The 18,005-nt window shown below is 69.1% G+C and carries 18 protein-coding genes and 1 tRNA gene; 13 read left to right on the top strand and 6 right to left on the bottom strand.

Annotated features, from left to right (window positions below):
* Position 1: 1 nt before the first annotated feature.
* The 3 genes from JOD67_RS00470 to JOD67_RS00460 all read left to right on the top strand — a co-directional run bounded on the left by JOD67_RS00470 (position 2) and on the right by JOD67_RS00460 (position 2,628).
* A complete protein-coding gene (locus tag JOD67_RS00470) occupies positions 2-901 on the top strand; it encodes a PSP1 domain-containing protein (RefSeq protein WP_239553676.1) in 900 nt (299 codons plus the stop codon).
* A complete protein-coding gene (locus JOD67_RS00465; protein WP_307782218.1) occupies positions 898-2,499 on the top strand; it encodes an alpha/beta hydrolase in 1,602 nt (533 codons plus the stop codon). The genes JOD67_RS00470 and JOD67_RS00465 overlap by 4 nt, the downstream gene beginning before the upstream one ends.
* Before the next feature lie 53 nt (positions 2,500-2,552).
* Positions 2,553-2,628 (top strand) — tRNA-Thr (locus tag JOD67_RS00460).
* Between the two features lie 38 nt (positions 2,629-2,666).
* On the opposite strand, the gene JOD67_RS00455 is transcribed toward JOD67_RS00460, so the two are convergent.
* On the bottom strand, positions 2,667-3,647 hold the full coding sequence (locus JOD67_RS00455; RefSeq protein WP_205113801.1) for a phosphotransferase family protein: 981 nt from the start codon (positions 3,645-3,647) through the stop codon (positions 2,667-2,669).
* 215 nt (positions 3,648-3,862) lie between these two features.
* On the opposite strand from JOD67_RS00455, the gene JOD67_RS00450 reads away from it, so the two are divergent.
* From JOD67_RS00450 to JOD67_RS00435, 4 genes are all read left to right on the top strand, one after another.
* Positions 3,863-4,420, top strand: coding sequence for a Uma2 family endonuclease (locus JOD67_RS00450; RefSeq protein ID WP_205113799.1), 558 nt, complete (start codon positions 3,863-3,865; stop codon positions 4,418-4,420).
* A gap of 196 nt (positions 4,421-4,616) precedes the next feature.
* Positions 4,617-5,453: an SDR family NAD(P)-dependent oxidoreductase gene (locus tag JOD67_RS00445; protein WP_205113797.1), complete on the top strand. Its 837-nt coding sequence runs from the start codon at positions 4,617-4,619 to the stop codon at positions 5,451-5,453.
* Positions 5,450-6,610 carry an AMP-binding protein gene (locus tag JOD67_RS00440; RefSeq protein ID WP_205113795.1) on the top strand — a complete coding sequence of 387 codons (1,161 nt, stop codon included), beginning with the start codon at positions 5,450-5,452 and terminating at the stop codon, positions 6,608-6,610. The genes JOD67_RS00445 and JOD67_RS00440 overlap by 4 nt, the downstream gene beginning before the upstream one ends.
* Positions 6,611-6,644: 34 nt before the next feature.
* On the top strand, positions 6,645-7,604 hold the full coding sequence (locus JOD67_RS00435) for a zinc-binding dehydrogenase (RefSeq protein ID WP_205113793.1): 960 nt from the start codon (positions 6,645-6,647) through the stop codon (positions 7,602-7,604).
* On the opposite strand, the gene JOD67_RS00430 is transcribed toward JOD67_RS00435, so the two are convergent.
* From JOD67_RS00430 to JOD67_RS00415, 4 genes are all read right to left on the bottom strand, one after another.
* Positions 7,605-8,813 carry an ABC transporter permease gene (locus JOD67_RS00430; RefSeq protein ID WP_205113791.1) on the bottom strand — a complete coding sequence of 403 codons (1,209 nt, stop codon included), beginning with the start codon at positions 8,811-8,813 and terminating at the stop codon, positions 7,605-7,607.
* Positions 8,810-9,580 (bottom strand): ABC transporter ATP-binding protein, encoded by a 771-nt coding sequence (locus tag JOD67_RS00425; RefSeq protein WP_205113789.1) that lies wholly within the window; start codon positions 9,578-9,580, stop codon positions 8,810-8,812. The genes JOD67_RS00430 and JOD67_RS00425 overlap by 4 nt, the downstream gene beginning before the upstream one ends.
* A complete protein-coding gene (locus tag JOD67_RS39710) occupies positions 9,577-10,668 on the bottom strand; it encodes a peptidoglycan-binding protein (protein ID WP_205113787.1) in 1,092 nt (363 codons plus the stop codon). Before JOD67_RS39710 ends, JOD67_RS00425 begins: the two co-directional genes overlap by 4 nt.
* 74 nt (positions 10,669-10,742) lie before the next feature.
* The gene (locus JOD67_RS00415; protein ID WP_205113785.1) at positions 10,743-11,336 is read right to left on the bottom strand and encodes a hypothetical protein; all 594 of its coding nucleotides are present in this window, start codon (positions 11,334-11,336) and stop codon (positions 10,743-10,745) included.
* Between the two features lie 116 nt (positions 11,337-11,452).
* On the opposite strand from JOD67_RS00415, the gene JOD67_RS00410 reads away from it, so the two are divergent.
* The 6 genes from JOD67_RS00410 (at position 11,453) to JOD67_RS00385 (ending at position 17,553) form a co-directional block, all read left to right on the top strand.
* Complete coding sequence (locus tag JOD67_RS00410) at positions 11,453-12,106, top strand: response regulator transcription factor (RefSeq protein ID WP_205113783.1); 654 nt, start codon at positions 11,453-11,455, stop codon at positions 12,104-12,106.
* 14 nt (positions 12,107-12,120) lie between these two features.
* Positions 12,121-13,356 carry a sensor histidine kinase gene (locus tag JOD67_RS00405; protein ID WP_205113781.1) on the top strand — a complete coding sequence of 412 codons (1,236 nt, stop codon included), beginning with the start codon at positions 12,121-12,123 and terminating at the stop codon, positions 13,354-13,356.
* Between the two features lie 294 nt (positions 13,357-13,650).
* Entirely contained in the window at positions 13,651-14,898 is a 1,248-nt protein-coding gene (locus JOD67_RS00400; RefSeq protein WP_205113779.1) for an HNH endonuclease signature motif containing protein, read from the top strand.
* A gap of 128 nt (positions 14,899-15,026) precedes the next feature.
* Positions 15,027-15,398 carry a VOC family protein gene (locus JOD67_RS00395; RefSeq protein WP_205113777.1) on the top strand — a complete coding sequence of 124 codons (372 nt, stop codon included), beginning with the start codon at positions 15,027-15,029 and terminating at the stop codon, positions 15,396-15,398.
* Between the two features lie 56 nt (positions 15,399-15,454).
* Complete coding sequence (locus JOD67_RS00390; protein ID WP_205113775.1) at positions 15,455-16,267, top strand: methyltransferase domain-containing protein; 813 nt, start codon at positions 15,455-15,457, stop codon at positions 16,265-16,267.
* Positions 16,268-16,314: 47 nt separating this feature from the next.
* Positions 16,315-17,553 carry an MFS transporter gene (locus JOD67_RS00385; RefSeq protein ID WP_205113773.1) on the top strand — a complete coding sequence of 413 codons (1,239 nt, stop codon included), beginning with the start codon at positions 16,315-16,317 and terminating at the stop codon, positions 17,551-17,553.
* On the opposite strand, the gene JOD67_RS00380 is transcribed toward JOD67_RS00385, so the two are convergent.
* A complete protein-coding gene (locus JOD67_RS00380) occupies positions 17,507-17,998 on the bottom strand; it encodes an NUDIX hydrolase (RefSeq protein ID WP_205113771.1) in 492 nt (163 codons plus the stop codon). The two genes, JOD67_RS00385 and JOD67_RS00380, sit on opposite strands and share 47 nt — an antisense overlap.
* Positions 17,999-18,005 lie beyond the last annotated feature (7 nt).

Raw genomic sequence — 18,005 nt, 5'->3', positions numbered from 1 at the left:
CATGGGCATGGTGATGGCTGTCGCGTTCGAGCGCTACGGCCGGCTGTACTACCTCGACCCCGGGCAGCATCAGCCCCGGGTCGGGGACAAGGTGCTCGTGCCCACGGACGACGGACCCGAGGTCGCGGAGTGCATCTGGGCGCCGCAGTACGTCACCGACGACATCGGCGGTCTGCCGACGCTCGCCGGGCTGGCGTCCGACGACGACCTGACCCGCGACGAGGCCAACCGCCGAAGGCGCGCGGAAGCCAAGATGATCGCCCGGCGGATGATCAAGAAGCACGAGCTGCCGATGAAGATCGTCGGCATCGACTTCGTCGACCGGCGGGCCGACGTCGACCAGCTGATCATCATCTACTTCTCCGCCCCGCACCGCGTCGACTTCCGCGCCCTGGTCAGGGAGCTCGCAAGGGAGCTCAGGGCGCGCATCGAGCTCAGGCAGCTCGGCGCCCGCGACGAGGCCCGCCTGCAGGGCGGCATCGGACCGTGCGGCCGCGACCTGTGCTGCGCGACGTTCCTCAAGGACTTCGAGCCGGTCAGCGTCCGCATGGCCAAGGACCAGGACCTGCCGCTCAACCCGCTCAAGATCTCCGGCGCCTGCGGCCGGCTGATGTGCTGCCTGAAGTACGAGCACCCGCTCTACCAGGACTTCAAGTCGACCGCGCCGGCGTACGGCAGCAAGGTCGAGACGCCCGAGGGCGAGGGTACGGTCGTCGGCCACAACGTCCCCGCCGACAAGGTCGTCGTCAGGCTGTCGTCGAACGGGCGGCGCTGCGCCTGCCCGAAGGCCGACGTGTGCGGCTCGCGGCAGGAGTACGAGCAGGCGGTCTCGACCGGGGCGCGTCCCACGGCTGACGTCGAGATCACCACTCGCCCTGCCGACGAAGGCAGCGACGAGTGAGGCTGGCGCACCGAGTCGGAGCCGCGTTCGTCGGTCTCGCGCTCCTCGCGGGCTGCACGCTGGCGCCCTCCGCCGCCGACACGGTCAAAGCGACCGCACGCGGCGGCCCGCCCGACCAGCTCGGCCCCGACAAGCAGTCGCCGAACGATCCGCAGCCGACCCGCGAGCCGGCGCCGGCGCCCTCGGACGCCTCGCCCGCGCTGGCGAAGTTCTACATGCAGAAGCCGAAGTGGTCCGACTGCGGCGCCGGCGGCTTCGAGTGCGCGACGATCCAGGTCCCGCTCGACTACGCCAAGCCCGAGGGCAAGTCGATCGAGCTCGCCGTGCTGCGCCTGCGGGCGCGCAAGCCGTCCCAGCGGATCGGCTCGCTGCTGGTCAACCCGGGCGGGCCGGGCGGCTCCGGCGTCGAGTACGCGCGCTACTCACCGCTGATCCTCGGTCAGCCGGTGCTCGACAGGTACGACATCGTCGGCTTCGACCCGCGCGGCGTGGGGCAGTCCACCCCGGTCGACTGTGTGTCGGACGAGGACCTCGACAAGATCATCGCCGCGGACGGTACGCCGGACTCGCCCGAAGAGATCAACGAGCTGTTCGATCAGACCCGCGCGTTCGGCCAGGGCTGCCAGCAGAAGTCGGGCGACCTGATCGCGCACGTCTCGACGCAGGACGCGGCCCGCGACATGGACGTGCTGCGCGGACTGCTGGGCGACGAGGAGCTGTACTACCTGGGCAAGTCGTACGGGACGTTCCTCGGCGCGACGTACGCCGAGCTGTTCCCGAAGCGCACCGGGCGGCTCGTGCTGGACGGCGCGCTCGACCCGCAGCTCACCGGCGTCCAGCTCGGGCTGGAGCAGGCGAAGGGCTTCGAGGTCGCGCTGCGCGCCTTCCTCGAGGACTGTGTGAAGCGTTCGGACTGCCCGCTGGGCACGTCGGTCGACGCGGCGTACGCCAAGCTCCGGTCGTTCCTCGACGAGCTCGACCAGGACCCGCTGCCGGGGTCGGACGACCGCGAGGTGACGCAGGCGCTCGCGACGGTCGGCGTGGTGATGCCGCTGTACGTGAAGTCGTACTGGCCGCGGTTGCGCGCCGCGCTCAAGGCCGGCCTCGACGGCAGCGGCGAGCGGCTGCTGAGCATGGTCGACGAGTACAACTCGCGTGGCCCGAACGGGTACAAGGACAACTCCGGCGAGGTGATCTACGCGGTCAACTGCCTCGACCGGCCGGACCTCACGTCGGTCGCGGACGCCGAACGGGAGCTTCCGTCGTTCGAGGCCGCGGCGCCGCTGTTCGGCCCGTACATCCTGTGGGGATCGCTCGCCTGCGCGAACTGGCCGGTGAAGCCGACCGGCACGCCGCACGCGATCCGCGCGACGGGCGCGAAGCCGATCCTGGTGGTGGGCACGACCCGCGACCCCGCGACGCCGTACCGCTGGGCGCAGGCGTTGGCCTCGCAGCTCGACTCCGGCGTGCTGCTGAGCCGGGACGGCGACGGCCACACCGCCTACAAGGAGGGCAACAGCTGCGTGGACGAGGCGGTGGAGAAGTACCTGCTGGAGGGCAAGCCGCCGGAGGCGTCGCTGCGCTGCCCACCCGGCTGACCCGATACTCGTTGCCGGTCGCGGGCAACCGTTCGGTATGCTTGCTCGCCGTTGCCGCCTTAGCTCAGTCGGTAGAGCGATTCACTCGTAATGAATAGGTCGTCGGTTCGATTCCGACAGGCGGCTCCACCACGCTGACCAGCCCGTTTGGGCTGGTCAGCGTCGTTTTACCAGTCGGCGCTGAGGCGCTGGACGGTGCTCAGCCAGCCCCGGACGCCGCCGAGCCGGTCGGGCCGGTAGGCCCAGCCGGAGGCCATCGCGAGCCCGTCCAGAACGAGCATCAGCTTGCCTGCCTCGATCGCGTCCAGAGCCTCGTTCCTGGTCAGGCCGTAGCCGTCGAGGAACGCCGCCACCCTGCTGTCCTGGATCGTGGTCGGGGCGGTCTCGAAGATCTTGATCAGCTCCTGGGCGATGCCGATCCCGCTGAACGCGAGGCCCCAGTCGAGCACGGTGATCCGGTCGCCGTCGACCATGACGTTGTCGAGCCGGTTGTCGTAGTGCGTGAGCTGAGGTCGCACGGGCCACGTCCGTGCCGCGCGGACCCTGGCCTCGACGCGGCCGAGGTCGCGTTCGTCGACGAGGTCCTGGGCGAGGAGCTGGTCGAGCGTCTTGGCGTTCTCCGGACCGCGCACGAGGAACAGCTCGAGATAGCGGTCCAGATAGTCGGGCCAGGTGGCGAAGCGGCCGCGGAACCCGTTCGCCTCGTCGGGTGTGAACGTTCCGAAGCCGATGGTCTCGACGTCGTTCGCCTTCCGAATCTCCTGTCCCAGTTGGGCGTACCAGCCGACCGCCCGCTCGCCAACCTCTGCGTGCTTGGACGCCAGCGTGCCTCGGACGGGCTCGATCAGCGCGTACGGGCGCGGCTCGTCGCCGACGGCGAGAATCCGCGGCGTCCGCATCCCCTGGTCGGCCGCTCGGGTGGACATCCACCACGGCGCCGCGTACTTGTTCAACGGGGGAACGACGTCCGGGCCGGGGAGCGTGTGCCCGGTCAGGTCCTCGGTGTACGCGCTGACGTCGGCGTTGCAGAGTAGGACCGCGATCTCGCCGGTGCCGTAGCAGGTGCTCTGCCCGCCCTCGCCGAGCAGCTCCAGCCGCGTCGCGTCGTACCCATGCCGGGCCAGGATCTCCAGCGCTTGGTCGATCACGCCGACGACCCTATCCAGCCGCGCCATCGGTTTGGCTCTATTTAGAGGTGTCAACCGTGCCTTGACAGTGGCGGTTTGGGAAGGCTTCCCGAAACCGATCTCGGACAGATCCGCGCGTCGGTGAGTCCGGACCTGGCCAGCCGTTCTAGGGTGATGCGCAACGTCTCGACCACCATGCGTGCTTACGTCACTGAGTGACGACAGAGGGTAAGCTCATGACCGTACCCGACTCGCCGGCTTTGTCAGAGCTTGCGACAGTCGCTGAACAGATCACCGTCCCTGAGGGCTACCGCGTCGAGATAGTCGGGGAGGTCATCGTCGTGTCGCCGACCCCATCCACGCGACATGCGCGAGTGATCTGGGTCTTGGAGGGTGTCCTTCGATCGACGCCCGTGGATACGGCTGCCGTTCAAATGGTGACCATTGAGCTACCGCTGTCGGGAGAACGGTACGTGCCCGATCTTCTCGTTCTCCCCACCGAGGTACTCACGCGGGAAGATATCACCTGGATTGTGCCAATTTCCGAGGCGCTTCTCGCGGTCGAGGTCACCTCGCGGGCCACGTACGGGCACGACCGCGGCAGGAAACTGCGGGGATACGCCGCTCACGCGGTCCCCTTCTACCTGTTGGTGGACGTCCTGGCCTCTTCGGTGACCCTCTACAGTGAACCGGGGCAGGGCAGATATCACGAGGCGATCAAAGTCTCGATGGGCGAGCAATTGGCGATCCCCGAGCCGTTCGACATCGTGGTCGACACCGCCGCCTTCCTTTGAAATCAAGGAAAGTCCCTCTTCGAGGCGAAACTGTTGGCGACCGCTGCGTGGAGATTCGTCAACCAGTGAAAGAAGAACTCGCGAAGAGAATGTGGATTCCCTGCGTATATTGACGATGCTCGTCAGTTCCGCTTGCGATCCGCCCACGTCCGGCGCTTACCGGCGCTGGCTGTCAGACTGCTCGACGATGAATTCGATGAGCCGCTGGTACCGCGCCGCGCTCGGGCCGTCCTGGTCACCCGTGGGCCTCGACCGCATCCGGGTGGCGGTCGGTGGTCGGGTCGTGCTCGTCACAGGCGCCTCGTCGGGCATCGGCGAGCAGACCGCGGAGCTGCTCGGTGCGGCCGGAGCGACCGTCCTGCTCACCGCACGCCGCGGCGACCTGCTTGCCGCGTTGGCGGAACGGATCGTTTCGCGCGGCGGACGCGCGATCCCGTACGCAGCGGACCTGGCCGATCCCGAGGCGGTCGACGAGCTCGCGACGCGCCTGCTCGCGGACCACGACCGGATCGACGTCGTCGTGAGCAACGCGGGCAAGTCGATCCGCCGTTCACTCACGGACACGGCGGACCGGTTCCACGACGTGACCCGCGGCAACGCCGTCAACTTCCTCGGACCGGTGCGGCTGCTGTCCGCGCTGCTCCCGCGGATGCGCGCGCGGCGCAGCGGCCAGGTCGTCAACGTGAGCAGCCTGAGCGTCGACCTGCCGGCCGCGAACTTCGCGGTCTACAGCGCCACGAAGTCCGCGTTCGAGGCCTGGCTTCGCAGCGTCGCCCCGGAGCTGCGCGCCGACGGCGTCGCGACGACCTCGATCCACTTTCCCTTGGTGCATACGGCGATGAGCGCGCCGACGTACAGCACCCGACTTCCCGGACTGACCGCGCGCCAGGCCGCGGAGGTGGTCGCCCGCACGCTGGTCACCAGGCAGCGCCTGCTGGTGCCGTGGTGGGTGCGGCTCGCCGGCGTCCTCACCAACAACGCGCAGGGACCGTACGAAGCCGCCTCCGCCGCTCTGCTCCGGCGGCGCTCGTGATCCGCGCCGAGGCGGTCGCCGACGTCGCCGTCGGGCTCACCCGGCTGCTCCGTGCGGTACGACCGTGGCGGCCGAGCGTCGCGCGGACGATCCGCCGGTACGGCCTGACGCTCGGCGCCCTCGTCGAGGTCGCCGCCCTGCGTCGCCCTGCCGCGGTCGCGCTGGTCGACGACCGAGGCGCGGTGACGAACGCCGAGCTGCTGTCGGCGGCCGACGAGCTGACGGATCGCCTTGCAGGCAAGGGCAATCGGCTCGGAGTCCTCGCCGCCAACACGCGCGACTTCGTGATCACGGTCGCCGCGGCGGCGCGTGTCGGCGCGGACGTCACGCTGTTCAGCCCCGCGCTGCCGCCCGCCGAGCTGGAGGCGCTGATCGAGGAAGAACGCCTCGACCTGGTCCTGCCTGGCGACGCACCCGCGAGCCGGGCGATCCCTTCGGGGAGGGGCCGCCGGCGGGGGCGGCTGGTGGTGCTGACGTCTGGCACGACCGGTCCGCCGAAGGGCGCGCACCGTACGTTCCGGCTCCTGCAGGCGATCCCGATCAGTACCCTTGTCCATCGAATCCCCATGCCAGCAGGGGAGTCGATGCTGCTGACGCCGCCGCTGAACCGCGGTTTCGGGCTCGGCTTCCTCGCGCTGGGGCTGACGTTCGGCGTGACCGTGCTGCTCGGCCAGACCACGGACGACCAAGCCCGGCTGCTGACCGAGCGCGAGCCCGCGCTGGTCGTCGGCGTCCCGCCCGTCCTCGCCAAGCTCGCCGATGCGGTCGGTCGTCAGCGGGTCCGAGCCGTGGTCAGCGGCGCGATGCCGCTCGACCCCGAGGTCGCCGCCTCGCTCGGGGAGTCGTTCGGCCCGGTGTTCAACCTCTACGGCGCTACCGAGCAGGGCTGGTCCACGCTCGCGACGCCCGCCGACCTCGCCGCCGCTCCCGGCACGGTCGGCCGACCGGCAGCGGGCGTGCGGCTGCACGTCCTCGACGCCGAGCACCGTCCCGTCGCGCCCGGCGTGCGCGGCCAGCTGTGGGTGCGGAGCACGCTCGCGTTCTCGCGCTACTCCAACGGATCGGACCGCCCTCGCCTCGGCCGGCTGATCGCCTCGGGCGACCGCGCGCACCGCGACGCGCAGGGCCGCTACTTCATCCACGACCGCTTGGGTTGACCTCAACCGTGGTTGAGCTTGCAGGCTGGCAAGCATGCACGCGATCAGGCAGCACGAGTTCGGCGCCGCCGAGAACCTCCGCTACGAATCAGCACCTGACCCCGCTCCGGACCCCGATCAGGTAAGGATCGCCGTGCGAGCCGCCGGCGTCCATCTCGTCGACACCGAGATCAGGTCCGGCCGGACGAGCGGACCGTGGCAGCTTCCCCAGCTGCCGATGATCCCCGGCCGCGAGGTCGCCGGTGTGGTCGACCAGCTGGGCGCCGACGTTCCTCAACGCTGGTTGGGCAAACGCGTCGTCGCGCACCTCGGGATGGCGAGCGCCGGGTACGCCGAGCTCGCGGTCGCGAACGTCGACGCGCTGCACCAGCTGCCGGACACCCTCGCGTTCGACCACGCCGTCGCGATGATGGGCACCGGCCGGATGACACAGGGCATCCTCGCGCTCGCCCAGCCGGCCGCGGGCGAGACCGTTCTCGTCACTGCCGCGGCGGGCGGCATCGGCACGCTGCTGGTCCAGGCCGCGCGCAACGCCGGCGCGTTCGTCATCGGCGCCGCGGGCGGCCCGGCCAAGGTCGAACGCGTCGAAGCCGACCTCGCCGTCGACTACGCCGAGCCGGACTGGACCAATCGTCTCGGCGACCGGCAGATCGATCTCCTGCTGGACGGTGTCGGCGGCGCGGAGGCGCGCGCCGCGTTCGAGAGACTCAAGACTGGTGGGCGCATCGTGCTGTTCGGTTGGTCCTCGGGCAAGGAGCTCGCGTTCTCCTCGAGCGAGGTCTACGAGAAGCTGCTGACCGTCACGGTCGCGCTCGGACCGTCGGTCCTGCGACAGCCCGGCGGCCTCCGCGCGCTGGAGGAGCGCTCCCTCGCCGAGGCGGCCGCGGGTCGGCTGGTGCCCGCGGTGCAGACGTTCCCGCTCGCCGAAGCCGCGACCGCCCACCGTGCCCTGGAGAGCAGGGCAACGGTGGGCAAGGTCGTCCTCCTCCCCTAGCTACAGCGTCCAGAGCGCCTCGGTCGGCGACATCCGTGCCGCCCGCAGTGCCGGCAATAGGCCCGCGACCGCACCGACCAGGACGGTCGCGGCCAGCCCGCCGACCCAGGCGATCGTGGGGACGACGATCGTCCAGTCCTTCGTACTCGCGTAGATCGCCGTCGCCGCGATGCCCGCCGCCACCCCGACCGCGCCGCCGAGCACCGCGAGCAGGATCGCCTCGGCGAGAAACTGCACCCTGATGTGCCCCCGTGTCGCACCGAGCGCGCGCCGCAGACCGATCTCCGGTCGGCGTTCCAGCACCGAGATGATCATCGTGTTGGCGACCCCGACCGCACCGACGAGCAACGCGACCGCGCCGAGTCCGAGGAACAGCGAGTCCAGCGCGCTCTGCGCGGCGGCCCGCGCCTCGAGCGCGTCCGACGGGCGGCTGACCTCGACCTCGTCCGGCGCCTCCGGGTTCGCCGTCTGGGCGAGCACGGAGTGCACGGCCTCGACCTGGGCGGTGTCCGACCGTACGTAGATCATGGTCGGGTGCCCGTCGAAGTCGAGGTACTTCTCAGCGGCCGGAAAGCCCACCAGCACCGCGGTGTCGATCTCCGGCGCGAGCACCGCCGGCTCCAGGATCCCGACGATCGAGAACCAGTGCCCGCCGATCCAGATCCGCTGTCCTGGATGGATTTTCGTGATCCCGAGCCGCTTCGCCGCGGTCGCGCCGAGGACGGCGACCGGGACCTGTTCGGTCGCGGCGTTGAGGTAGCGCCCCTGCGCGAGGCTCGTCCCCACGGTCTTGGGCAGGTCCAGCGTGGCCGCCTGGACCGAGAGCCCGTTCGTCCGTACCTCGGGGATCAGCGACGACCGGTACGCGTTGATGTCGGGCACCTTGCCCGTCGCCTGGACCTCGCTGACCGGCCCGATCCGGCCGATCATGCCCGGCGCCTGCGTCGGCAGCGACGCCTCGTCGCCGAACATCGTCTGCCCGTTCGACACCGTGAGCAGGTTCGTGCCCAGCTTGTCGATCTGCGCGAGCAAGCCTGCTTGGGACGACGCGGACAGGCCGAGGACGGCGACGATCGCGGCGACTCCGATCGCGATGCCCAACGCGGACAGGCCGGCTCGCATCTTGCGGGTACGGATGCCGACGCTCGCGACCCGCGCGACATCGCCCGCCCGCATGCGCCCCGACGTCGGAGCGAGCGTGGTGGTCATCGCGACCACCTCGCCTCGTGGTGGGGGATGCTGGTGTCGCCGACGATCTTGCCGTCCAGGATCTCGACCTGGCGGTCCATGTTGGCCGCGACGTCGCGATCGTGGGTGATGACGACGATCGTGGTGCCGCCCTGGTTGAGCTCGTTCAACAGGCCGAGAATCGACTGTCCTGTCGCGTGATCGAGGTTTCCGGTCGGTTCGTCGGCGAGCACGATGGTCGGCTCGCCGATGAGTGCGCGGGCGATGGCGACGCGCTGCCGTTGCCCGCCGGAGAGCTGCGTCGGCCTGGCGTGGTGTCTGGCCGGGAGCCCGACGGCGGCAAGAGCGTTGGCGGCGAGCTTGCGTCGTACGCGCTGCGGGGTGCCCGCGTACAGCAGCCCGTCCGCCACGTTGTCGAGGATCGTCGCGTGCTCGGCGAGGAAGAACTGCTGGAACACGAAGCCGATCCTCGTCGAGCGCAGCCTGGCGACCTGCCGGTCGGTGAGCTTGGAGACGTCGAGCCCGGTGAGGCGTACGACCCCGCTGGTGGGCCGGTCCAGCGTGCCCATGAGGTGGAGCATCGTGGTCTTGCCCGACCCCGAGGGGCCGACGACGGCGACCAGTTCGCCTTGCCTGATGGTGAGATCGACCCCGCGCAGGGCGGTGACGGGCGGCTCGCTCCCGTACGTCTTGGTCACCGCCTCGAACTCGAGGACCGGGCCGCGGAAGCCGTTGTCAACTCCCGCTTGCGGACCGATCGAGTAGGTGGGGCTGGTCGTCGTACTCATGACGAGGGCACCACCACTCGGTCGCCCGGCTTCAGCTCGGTGTCGGTGACCTGGACGACGCTCGCGTCGTCGTCGAACAGCCCGAGGCTGACGCGGATCAGCTTGTGCTCGCCGGTCGCCGACACCCGTTCGACCGCGTAGCCGCCGCCAGCAAGGGAGAGCAGCGCCTCGACGGGGACCACGGTCGCGTCCTTGGCCTGGTCGGTGATGATGTTCACCTCGACGGGCGCCTGGTCGAGGCTGCCGGTCGCCTTCGGATCGGTCGGGGTGATCTGGACCTCGATCGTCGGGGTGTCGTCCTCGGACTGCGGCGTGCTCGCGACCTTGCCGACCGACGTGACCTTGCCTGGCGTGGTTTCTCCATTGGGCAAGGTGATCGTGACCGCGTCGCCCACTTTCAGCTCGGACTGCTGCGAGGTGTCGAGGTTGACAGTGACGAGCCGGCTGGACGAGCTGGCCTGCAGGACGGCGCCGCCGGCCTGCCCGCCGAGCGTCGCCTTGACGTCGGTCACGCGTACGGGGCCGGGTAGGAAGATGACCTGCCCGCGCTCGATCTCGCCGGTGTCGTCGACGCCCAGCGCGTCTTGCAGATCCTCGACCGCCTCCCTGGTCCGCCAGCTGTAGTCGTCGGAGTCGGGGTCGAGCTCGTAGTCCTCGCCGTACCCCATCGCGACCAGGTTCTGGTTGAGCTGCTTGACGTCCTGGCCGCTGACGTCGTCCGCGTCGTCGCCCGCGGCGAGGTCGCGGTAGACGGGCATCGTTCCGTACATGAGGAGCACCGGCTCGCCGTCGACGCGGTAGAGGATCCCGCCCCGCTTGATGATCTGGCCCTCTTCGGGCAACCAGGTCACGGTGCCGTTGAGGCTGCCGAGGACGGGATAGCTGTCCGCGTACCCGAGCGTTCCGTCCACGGTGGTCTGCGCCGACAACGTCTGCTTGCCTACGGTGCTGAGGCTCTCGCTCTTGTCGTTGTTCTGCGGTTGATTCGTCGGCGTGGGCTCGGGAGTCGTGAGGCTCGCGAGGGTGACGCCGAAGACGTTCGTACGGTCCGCCGCGACGATGGCACCGGCCAGGATTCCTACCGTCACGCCGGCGATGATGAGGCGCCGGCCGTGGCGTTTCGGAGTCGCGACGGGCTCCGGGGTGTCGGGAGGTGCGGAGGTCATCCTTCCTCCACGTTCGTCTCGCCGGCGCCACCCTTGGCGCCGCCGGGCATCAACGACTTGCAGGCCTCCTGCGCCTTCTTGAACTTCGGCGACTCCGGGTCGAGGTCGGTGCCCTTCTTCATCCTGAGCAGCATGCCGCCGTCGGGGTTGGGGTCGGGGAACTCCTTGATGCCGTTCTCCCGCATGCACTGCGCGTACTCGAGCCCCTGGGCCTTCATCTGCTGCTTCTGGCCCTCCGACGGCTCGGGTCGCAGCGACTTGCAGGCTTCCTCGGCCTTCTTCCACGCCGGCGAGTTCGGGTCCAGCTTGCTGCCCGGCTTGGCCTTGAGCGTGAGCTTGCCGCCCTCGGGGTCGGGGAACTCGTCGATGCCGTTCTCCCGCATGCACTGCGCGTACTTCAGGCCGCCGTCCTTGCCGCCGCTTGCTTTGCTCTCGGAAGAGGCGGTGGGGGAGGGGGTGTCGCCGAGGCTCGCGACGCCCTGGGCCTGGGGCTGCTGGCCGCCGCACGCCGCGGCGACGAAGGCGAGGCCGATCGCCAGGGTGGCGAGGGTCACCTTGCGGTTGCGTTGACTGAGCTTGCTGTCCTTCATCGTCGTCGTCCTTTGGTCCGGGGATGTGGGACCAGTTCTACGAAGACGGCGGTTTCGGGACGGTATCGCGCGAACGAAACCGTCCCGAAACCGTGCACTCGGCGATACTGGCTCCTGTGCGCGTGTTGGTGATCGAGGACGACGAGGAGCTGGCCGAGACGGTCGCTCTGGGGCTGCGTCGAGCCCAGCTGGCGGTGGACGTGGCGTACGACGGTTCCTCTGGCCTGGAACGTGCTGAGCTGAACTCCTACGACGTGATCGTGCTGGACAGGGATCTACCCGGGGTGCATGGCGACGCGATCTGCGCACAGCTGTCTGCCTCGGGGTCGCGGAGTCGGATGCTGATGCTGACGGCCGCGGGGTCGGTGGACGATCTGGTGGACGGGTTGGCACTGGGGGCCGACGACTATCTGGCCAAGCCGTTCGACTTTCCCGTGCTGTTGGCGCGGATCTTTGCGTTGATGCGTCGCGCGCAGCCGGCGCTGCCGCCGGTGCTGCGGCACGGCGACGTGCTGGTGGACACGGCTAAGCGGGTGGCGCGGCGGGGGTCGCGGGTGTTGGAGCTGGCGCCGAAGGAGTTCGGCGTCTTGGAGCTGCTGTTGGCGTCGCGCGGCCGTACGGTGTCGGCGGAGGAGCTGCTGGACCGGGTGTGGGACGAGTCGGCGGATCCGTTCACGAACGCCGTCAAGATCACGGTCAGCCGGCTGCGGGCCAAGCTGGGGGAGCCGCCGGTCATCGAGACGATCGCGAAGTCGGGCTACCGAATCTAGAGGTGAGTATGGCAATGCGTTGGCGACTTCCTCGGCAGACGGTTCGGTTCCGGCTGACGCTGATCTATGGTGGGCTGTTCCTGGCTTGCGGGATCTTGTTGGTGGGGATGACGTACTTTCTGGTGGCTCACAACACGAAGGGCTTCCTCTATCAGGCGCCGGACGGCAGCAGCCTTGCCATGTTCAACGGGGACGGCAAGCCACCTCCGGGTGAGTCCGGGCGCATGCTGCATCTCAAGCAGACCGTTGAGGGCCTGCCTGTGGAGATCCAGCAGAAGGTGGCCGAGAACGTCAAGCAGGAAACGATGGCGGTCCTGAAGCAGCAGCAGCAGAAACAGATGAACACCTTGCTCGGGATGTCCGGCTTGGCGCTAGCCTTGATGACCATCGTGGCGATGGGCGCGGGCTGGATCGTCGCGGGGCGAGTGTTGCGGCCATTGCGTTCGATGACGTCGACGGTGCAGCGGATCTCGGCTTCGCGATTGCACGATCGGTTGGCACTGCGCGGGCCGGACGATGAGCTGAAGGAGTTGGGGGACACGTTCGACGCCCTGTTGGCGCGGCTGGAGTCCTCGTTCGAGGCCCAGCGGCGGTTTGTGGCGAACGCGTCCCACGAGCTGCGTACCCCGTTGGCCCGTCAACGCGCGGTTGCGCAGGTGGCTTTGGCCGATCCTTCGGCTTCGGTTCTGTCTTTGCGCGATGCGCACGAACGGGTGTTGGCTTCTGGGGCCGAGCAGGGGCGGCTGATCGACTCGCTGTTGACGTTGGCGCGGGGGCAGGCTGGGCCCTCACGGTTGTCGACCTTCGACCTGGCTGCTTTGGCGCGGGACGTGGTGAAGGTGCGCCAGCCGATGGCCTCCGCGCGTTCGTTGCATGTGGACGCCCGGCTGCGACCTGCCGTCCTGTCTGGCGATCGGCGGTTGGTGTCGCAGCTGATTGTGAACCTGGTGGAGAACGCCATCCGCCACAACGTGGAGGGCGGCTGGCTGGAGATCTACACGGGGGCTCATGAGGGGCGCGCTGTTCTGGTGGTCTCGAACGGTGGTCCGGTGGTGCCTCCTGGGGAGGTGGAGCAGCTGTTCGAGCCGTTCCATCGGTTGGGCGCTGATCGTACGAACCGGGCTGACGGGCACGGGTTGGGGTTGTCGATCGTGCAGGCCATTGCGACGAATCATCAAGCCATGTTGACGGCTCGAGCGCATGCCAAGGGTGGGCTGGAGGTGGAGGTGAGGTTTCCACCCGTGACGTGATGGGGTGAGTCGCTGCCCTCTCTCGCTGGTTTCCGAGTCGGGCCAGTCGATCGCGCTTTGGCGCGCTCGTCGCTTGTGTGGTGCTGTGCATCGTCATTCTCGTCCGCCATGGTCCGGCCGCGTCGGAAGGGCGCATGGACGAGAACGACGCCGCGCCTGGTCGACGAGCGTGCTCCGGCCGGTGCGCGGGTGCGGGTTTGTTGTGGTTGCTGGGTTGTGCTTGTGGATGGAATCTGTGGACAGGAAACCCATTTCTCAGTGGCCTTAGGGTCGTGGTCTGCCTACGCTTGTTCTATGGAATCGACCACACGTTCGACACTCGCCGCGGTGAAGGAACAGCTCCTCGCCGCCGCGAACAGCAACGTGCTGTCCACGAATCCAGCTGAACTTGCCGCCACCGTCGGGGTCCTCACCGAGATCCGCAACATCTGCGACGGCCTCGAACTCAAGGTCATCCACCAAGCCGAAGTGTGCGAGGTCGCCAAAGCCGCTGACGCCTCCTCCACGACCGCCTGGCTCGCCGACAAACAGGGCATCGACCCCACCCGCGCCAAGAAGAAACTCACCCTCGCCCGCATGGTCGAACAACACCTGCCGACTGCTGGGGCTGCCCTGTGTGCGGGGGAGATCTCCGTCGACCAGGTCCACGCCATCGCCCACACCGTGGCGAAGCTGCCCAGCGCCGCACCCCTGGCTGAGGTCGACAAGACGTTGACCGACCACGCCCACACGTTGGGACCGACACCGCTGCGGAAACTCGGCAACCACGTCCTCGAACTCGTCGCCCCCGACATCGCCCACCAGATCCTGCAAGCCCAAGTGGAACGCGAAGAACGCGACGCCGACAAGACCGCGTACTTCCACCTCAACCAAGACCCAGACTCCGGCATGTGGCGATTCAACGGCCGCACCGACAAAGACACCGGCGAACGCCTCCACCTCCTGGTCGACGCACGGTCCCGCCCCGTCAAAGGCGCCGACGGCCCCGACCTACGCACCGCCGCCGCACGCCGCGCCGACGCGTTCGGCCAGATCATCGAACTCGCGCACAACCACTCCACCACCCGCCACGGCGGCAACCGCACCCAAATGGTCGTCATGGTCAACCCCGACACCGGCATCGGCACCACCCTGCACACCGGACAAGACCTCTCCCCCGAACTCACAGCCCGGATCATGTGCGAAGCCGAAGTCAGTCACCTCCTCCCCGACCACCTGATGCCCGGGCACCTGCACCTGACCGACCCCGAACGGCTGTTCACCGGCAAACTCCGCCGGCTCCTCGAACTCCGCGACCGCGGCTGCGCCTTCCCCGGCTGCGACCGCCCACCCGGCTGGACCCACGCCCACCACATCAAAGCCTGGTCAAAGGGCGGACCCACCACTCTCAACAACGGCGTCCTGCTCTGCACCCACCACCACCGAGTCATCCACCGCGGCGACTGGGCCATCCGCATGGCCCTCGACGGCAAACCCGAGTTCATCCCACCCCCATGGATCGACCACCACCAAACACCCATCCGCAACCCCATCCACGCCTAGACCCAGCCAACCCGACCGCCGGGGAAACCACCCCGCGGCCGGGTCAGGCTGCCCTCGAACGAATCTGTCGATTCCGGGAGACTCGTTCGTCAACACCGACGAAGGCCCCGACCACGAGAGGACCCCGCATGATCGACGAGGCGTTTCCCATCATCTCCACCCCCGACCTGGGCAAGGCCCTCGCGTTCTACCGCGACCTGCTCGGCGGCACCGTCACCTACCAGTTCCCGCCCGAGGGCGACCCCGGCTACGTCGGCCTCCAGCTCGGCACCTCCCACCTCGGCATCGGCCTCGACCCCGCCGTCCAACCCGGCGCAGGCAACCAGCGCCTGTCCCTCTGGGTCTACACACCAGACTGCGACCAGGCGGTCGACAAGCTCCGCAACGCCGGCATCAAGATCGTCCAAGACCCCACCGACCAGCCCTGGGGCGAACGGATGGCCATCGTCCAGGACCCCGACGGCAACACGATCACCGTCGGCCAGAAGCCCGCTACGTAGCGCCGTACGTAGCCGGCCGCCAGCCAGATCCCAGCATCTCCGGCTACACCAGCACGGTGACCACCACCCACGAGTACCTGCTCGGCCACACCGATCCCGAGCTCGTCCGGCTGGCCCACCAGGCCAAGCTGATCGCCCCCGCCACCAAGGCGATCCTGACCCTCGCTGGCCTCACTCCCGGCATGCGCGTCCTGGACCTCGGCACCGGCATCGGCGACGTCGCCCTGCTCGCGGCCGAGCTCGTAGGTCCCACCGGCAGCGTCGTGGGGATCGACCGGGAGGAACGCGCGATCGCGACCGCCCGGCGCAGGACGACCACCACCAGCAACGTCAGCTTCGAGCGCGGCGACATCCTCGAGTGGCGCGACCCCAGCGAGCAGCCGTTCGATGCCGTCGTCGGCCGCCTGGTCCACATGCACCATCCCGATCCCGCCGCGGTCGTACGGCACCAGCGCCAGGCGCTACGCGAGCACGGCATCTACGTAGCGATGGACTGGGACTACCTCACTACCCGCGCCGATCCGGCCAGCCCGCTGTTGCAGCGCACGCTCGCGATGATGTCCGGCGCCGCGCGGCTCGGCGGCGTCGACGCGGCGTTCGGCGCCCGGCTCGACGAAGTCCTCGCCGGCGGCGGCCTCGAGGACGTCCAAGCGCTCGGAGTTCGCCCGTTCGCCAACGTCGAGGACGGCGCCCGCTCGGTCTGCGACCTGGCCGAGAACTTCCACCCCGGCGCCGTCCGCGGCGGCGTCGTCGGCCCCGACGACCTCGGCATCGACACCCTGCGCCAGCGCATGATCGCCGAGATCGACGCTGCTCAAGGCACGTTCGTCATGCCGACCCTCGTCGGCGCCTGGGGCCGTCAGCCATAAGCGAACGACCCTGCCGAAGTCCGGAGCGCCATGCCAGGTTGAGAGCCATGCGCCAATGGGCAGTGCTCCGATCGCATCGGGACTTCCGCAACCTGTTCGCCGGGACGACCGTCGGTACGTTCGGCGCGAACCTCAACGCGATCGCCCTGCCGCTCACCGCGGTGATCTTCCTCGACGCATCGCCCTCCCAGATGGGCGTTCTCGGTGCCGTCGCGCTCGCTCCGTTCCTCATCTTCGGGCTGCCCGCCGGCGTCTGGGTGGATCGCATCCCGTATCGAACGACGCTGCTCGCCTGCAACATCGCCGCCGCCGTCCTGACCGGCACGGTCCCGCTGCTGGCCGTGCTCGGCGTCCTCGCGATGTGGCAGCTCTACGTCATCGGCTTCCTCACCGGCATCTGCGTGCTGTTCAGCTCGCTCGCGTCGACCACGTTCGTTCCCCTGCTCGTGCCGAAGGACCAGCTCCTGCAGGCGAACGCGGCACTGTCGCAGAGCGGCACGATCATGGGCGTCAGCGGTTCGGCGGCGGGCGGGGCGCTCGTCCAGGTGCTGACGGCGCCGATCGCGCTGGTCGTGGACGCCGTGTCATCGCTCATAGCCGCCGTCCTGCAGGGGCTGATTCGGCAACCCGGCAAGGTGATCGAGAAGACCGTCAGGCGCCAACGGCTGGGCGCGAGCATCGTGGAAGGCTTCCGCACGGTCTACGCGCAGCCGATCCTCCGGGTGATGCTGGTCGCGGCGACGCTGGGAGCGCTGGCCGGTCAGGTCCAGACCGTCGTGCTGATGCTGTTCTTCGCCAACGACCTCGGCCTCGAAGCCGGCGCGATCGGCCTGCTGGTCGCGGTCGCCGGAGTCGCCGGCGTGGTCGGGGCGCTGATCGCCGCACCGTTCACCGAACGGGTAGGCCACGGACCCACGTTCCTCGCCGGCACGCTGATCGCCTCGCTCGCCGGCATCGTGCTCGCGATGGCCGGCGGACCGCCGGCAGCGATCCTCGTGGTCGCCGTCGCCAGCCAGGTCCTGCGTGGGCTCGGTCAACCGCTCTACAGCGTTAACCAGGTGACTGTCAGGCAAGCGTTGACGCCGCCGGACATGCTCGCTCGCGTCAACGCCACCTGGCGATTCCTCGTCTTCGGCATGCAACCCATCGGCGCGCTCGTCGGCGGCGTCCTCGGCGAGACCGTGGGTCTGCGCGCCACGATCCTGCTCAGCGGCGCCGGCATGCTGGTCGCCGTGGCGTTCACCGCACTGTCGCCGATCCGGAGCCTCCGGACGCTGCCGGCTTGACGTGACCGGTCGGCGGACGGTCGCGTTCCAACCCGATGCCGAGGTCCACGAGCGACGCGCGGGGCAGCGAGGGCAGTTGGGCCAACGGGATCCAGGCCGCCTGGTCGGTCGAGCCGCCCACCTCGTCCCGCAGCGAGCCGCCGACGATGCGCACGCTGTAGTAGACGCCGAGGTGGTGTACGTCCTCCTCGTGCCCGTTGAAGCTCTGCCGCCGCGGCCGCGAGTCCACGCCGAGCAACTGCTCGACCTCGACCTGGTACCCGGTCTCCTCGGCCACCTCACGGACGACGGCGTGCGAGGGATCCTCGCCGAAGTCGATCCCACCGCCCGGCAACGTCCAGTGCCGGTCGGCACCATCGGCCGACACGAAGTGCGCGAGCAGCACCTCGTCGGCTCGATGGCAGATGGCGTACGCGGCGACTCGGGTTCGGCGTTCGATCGTCACGACGGTG

The organism is Tenggerimyces flavus (assembly GCF_016907715.1).
Classification (GTDB): Bacteria; Actinomycetota; Actinomycetes; order Propionibacteriales; family Actinopolymorphaceae; genus Tenggerimyces; species Tenggerimyces flavus.
This window is presented reverse-complemented; position numbering and strand designations above follow the sequence as displayed.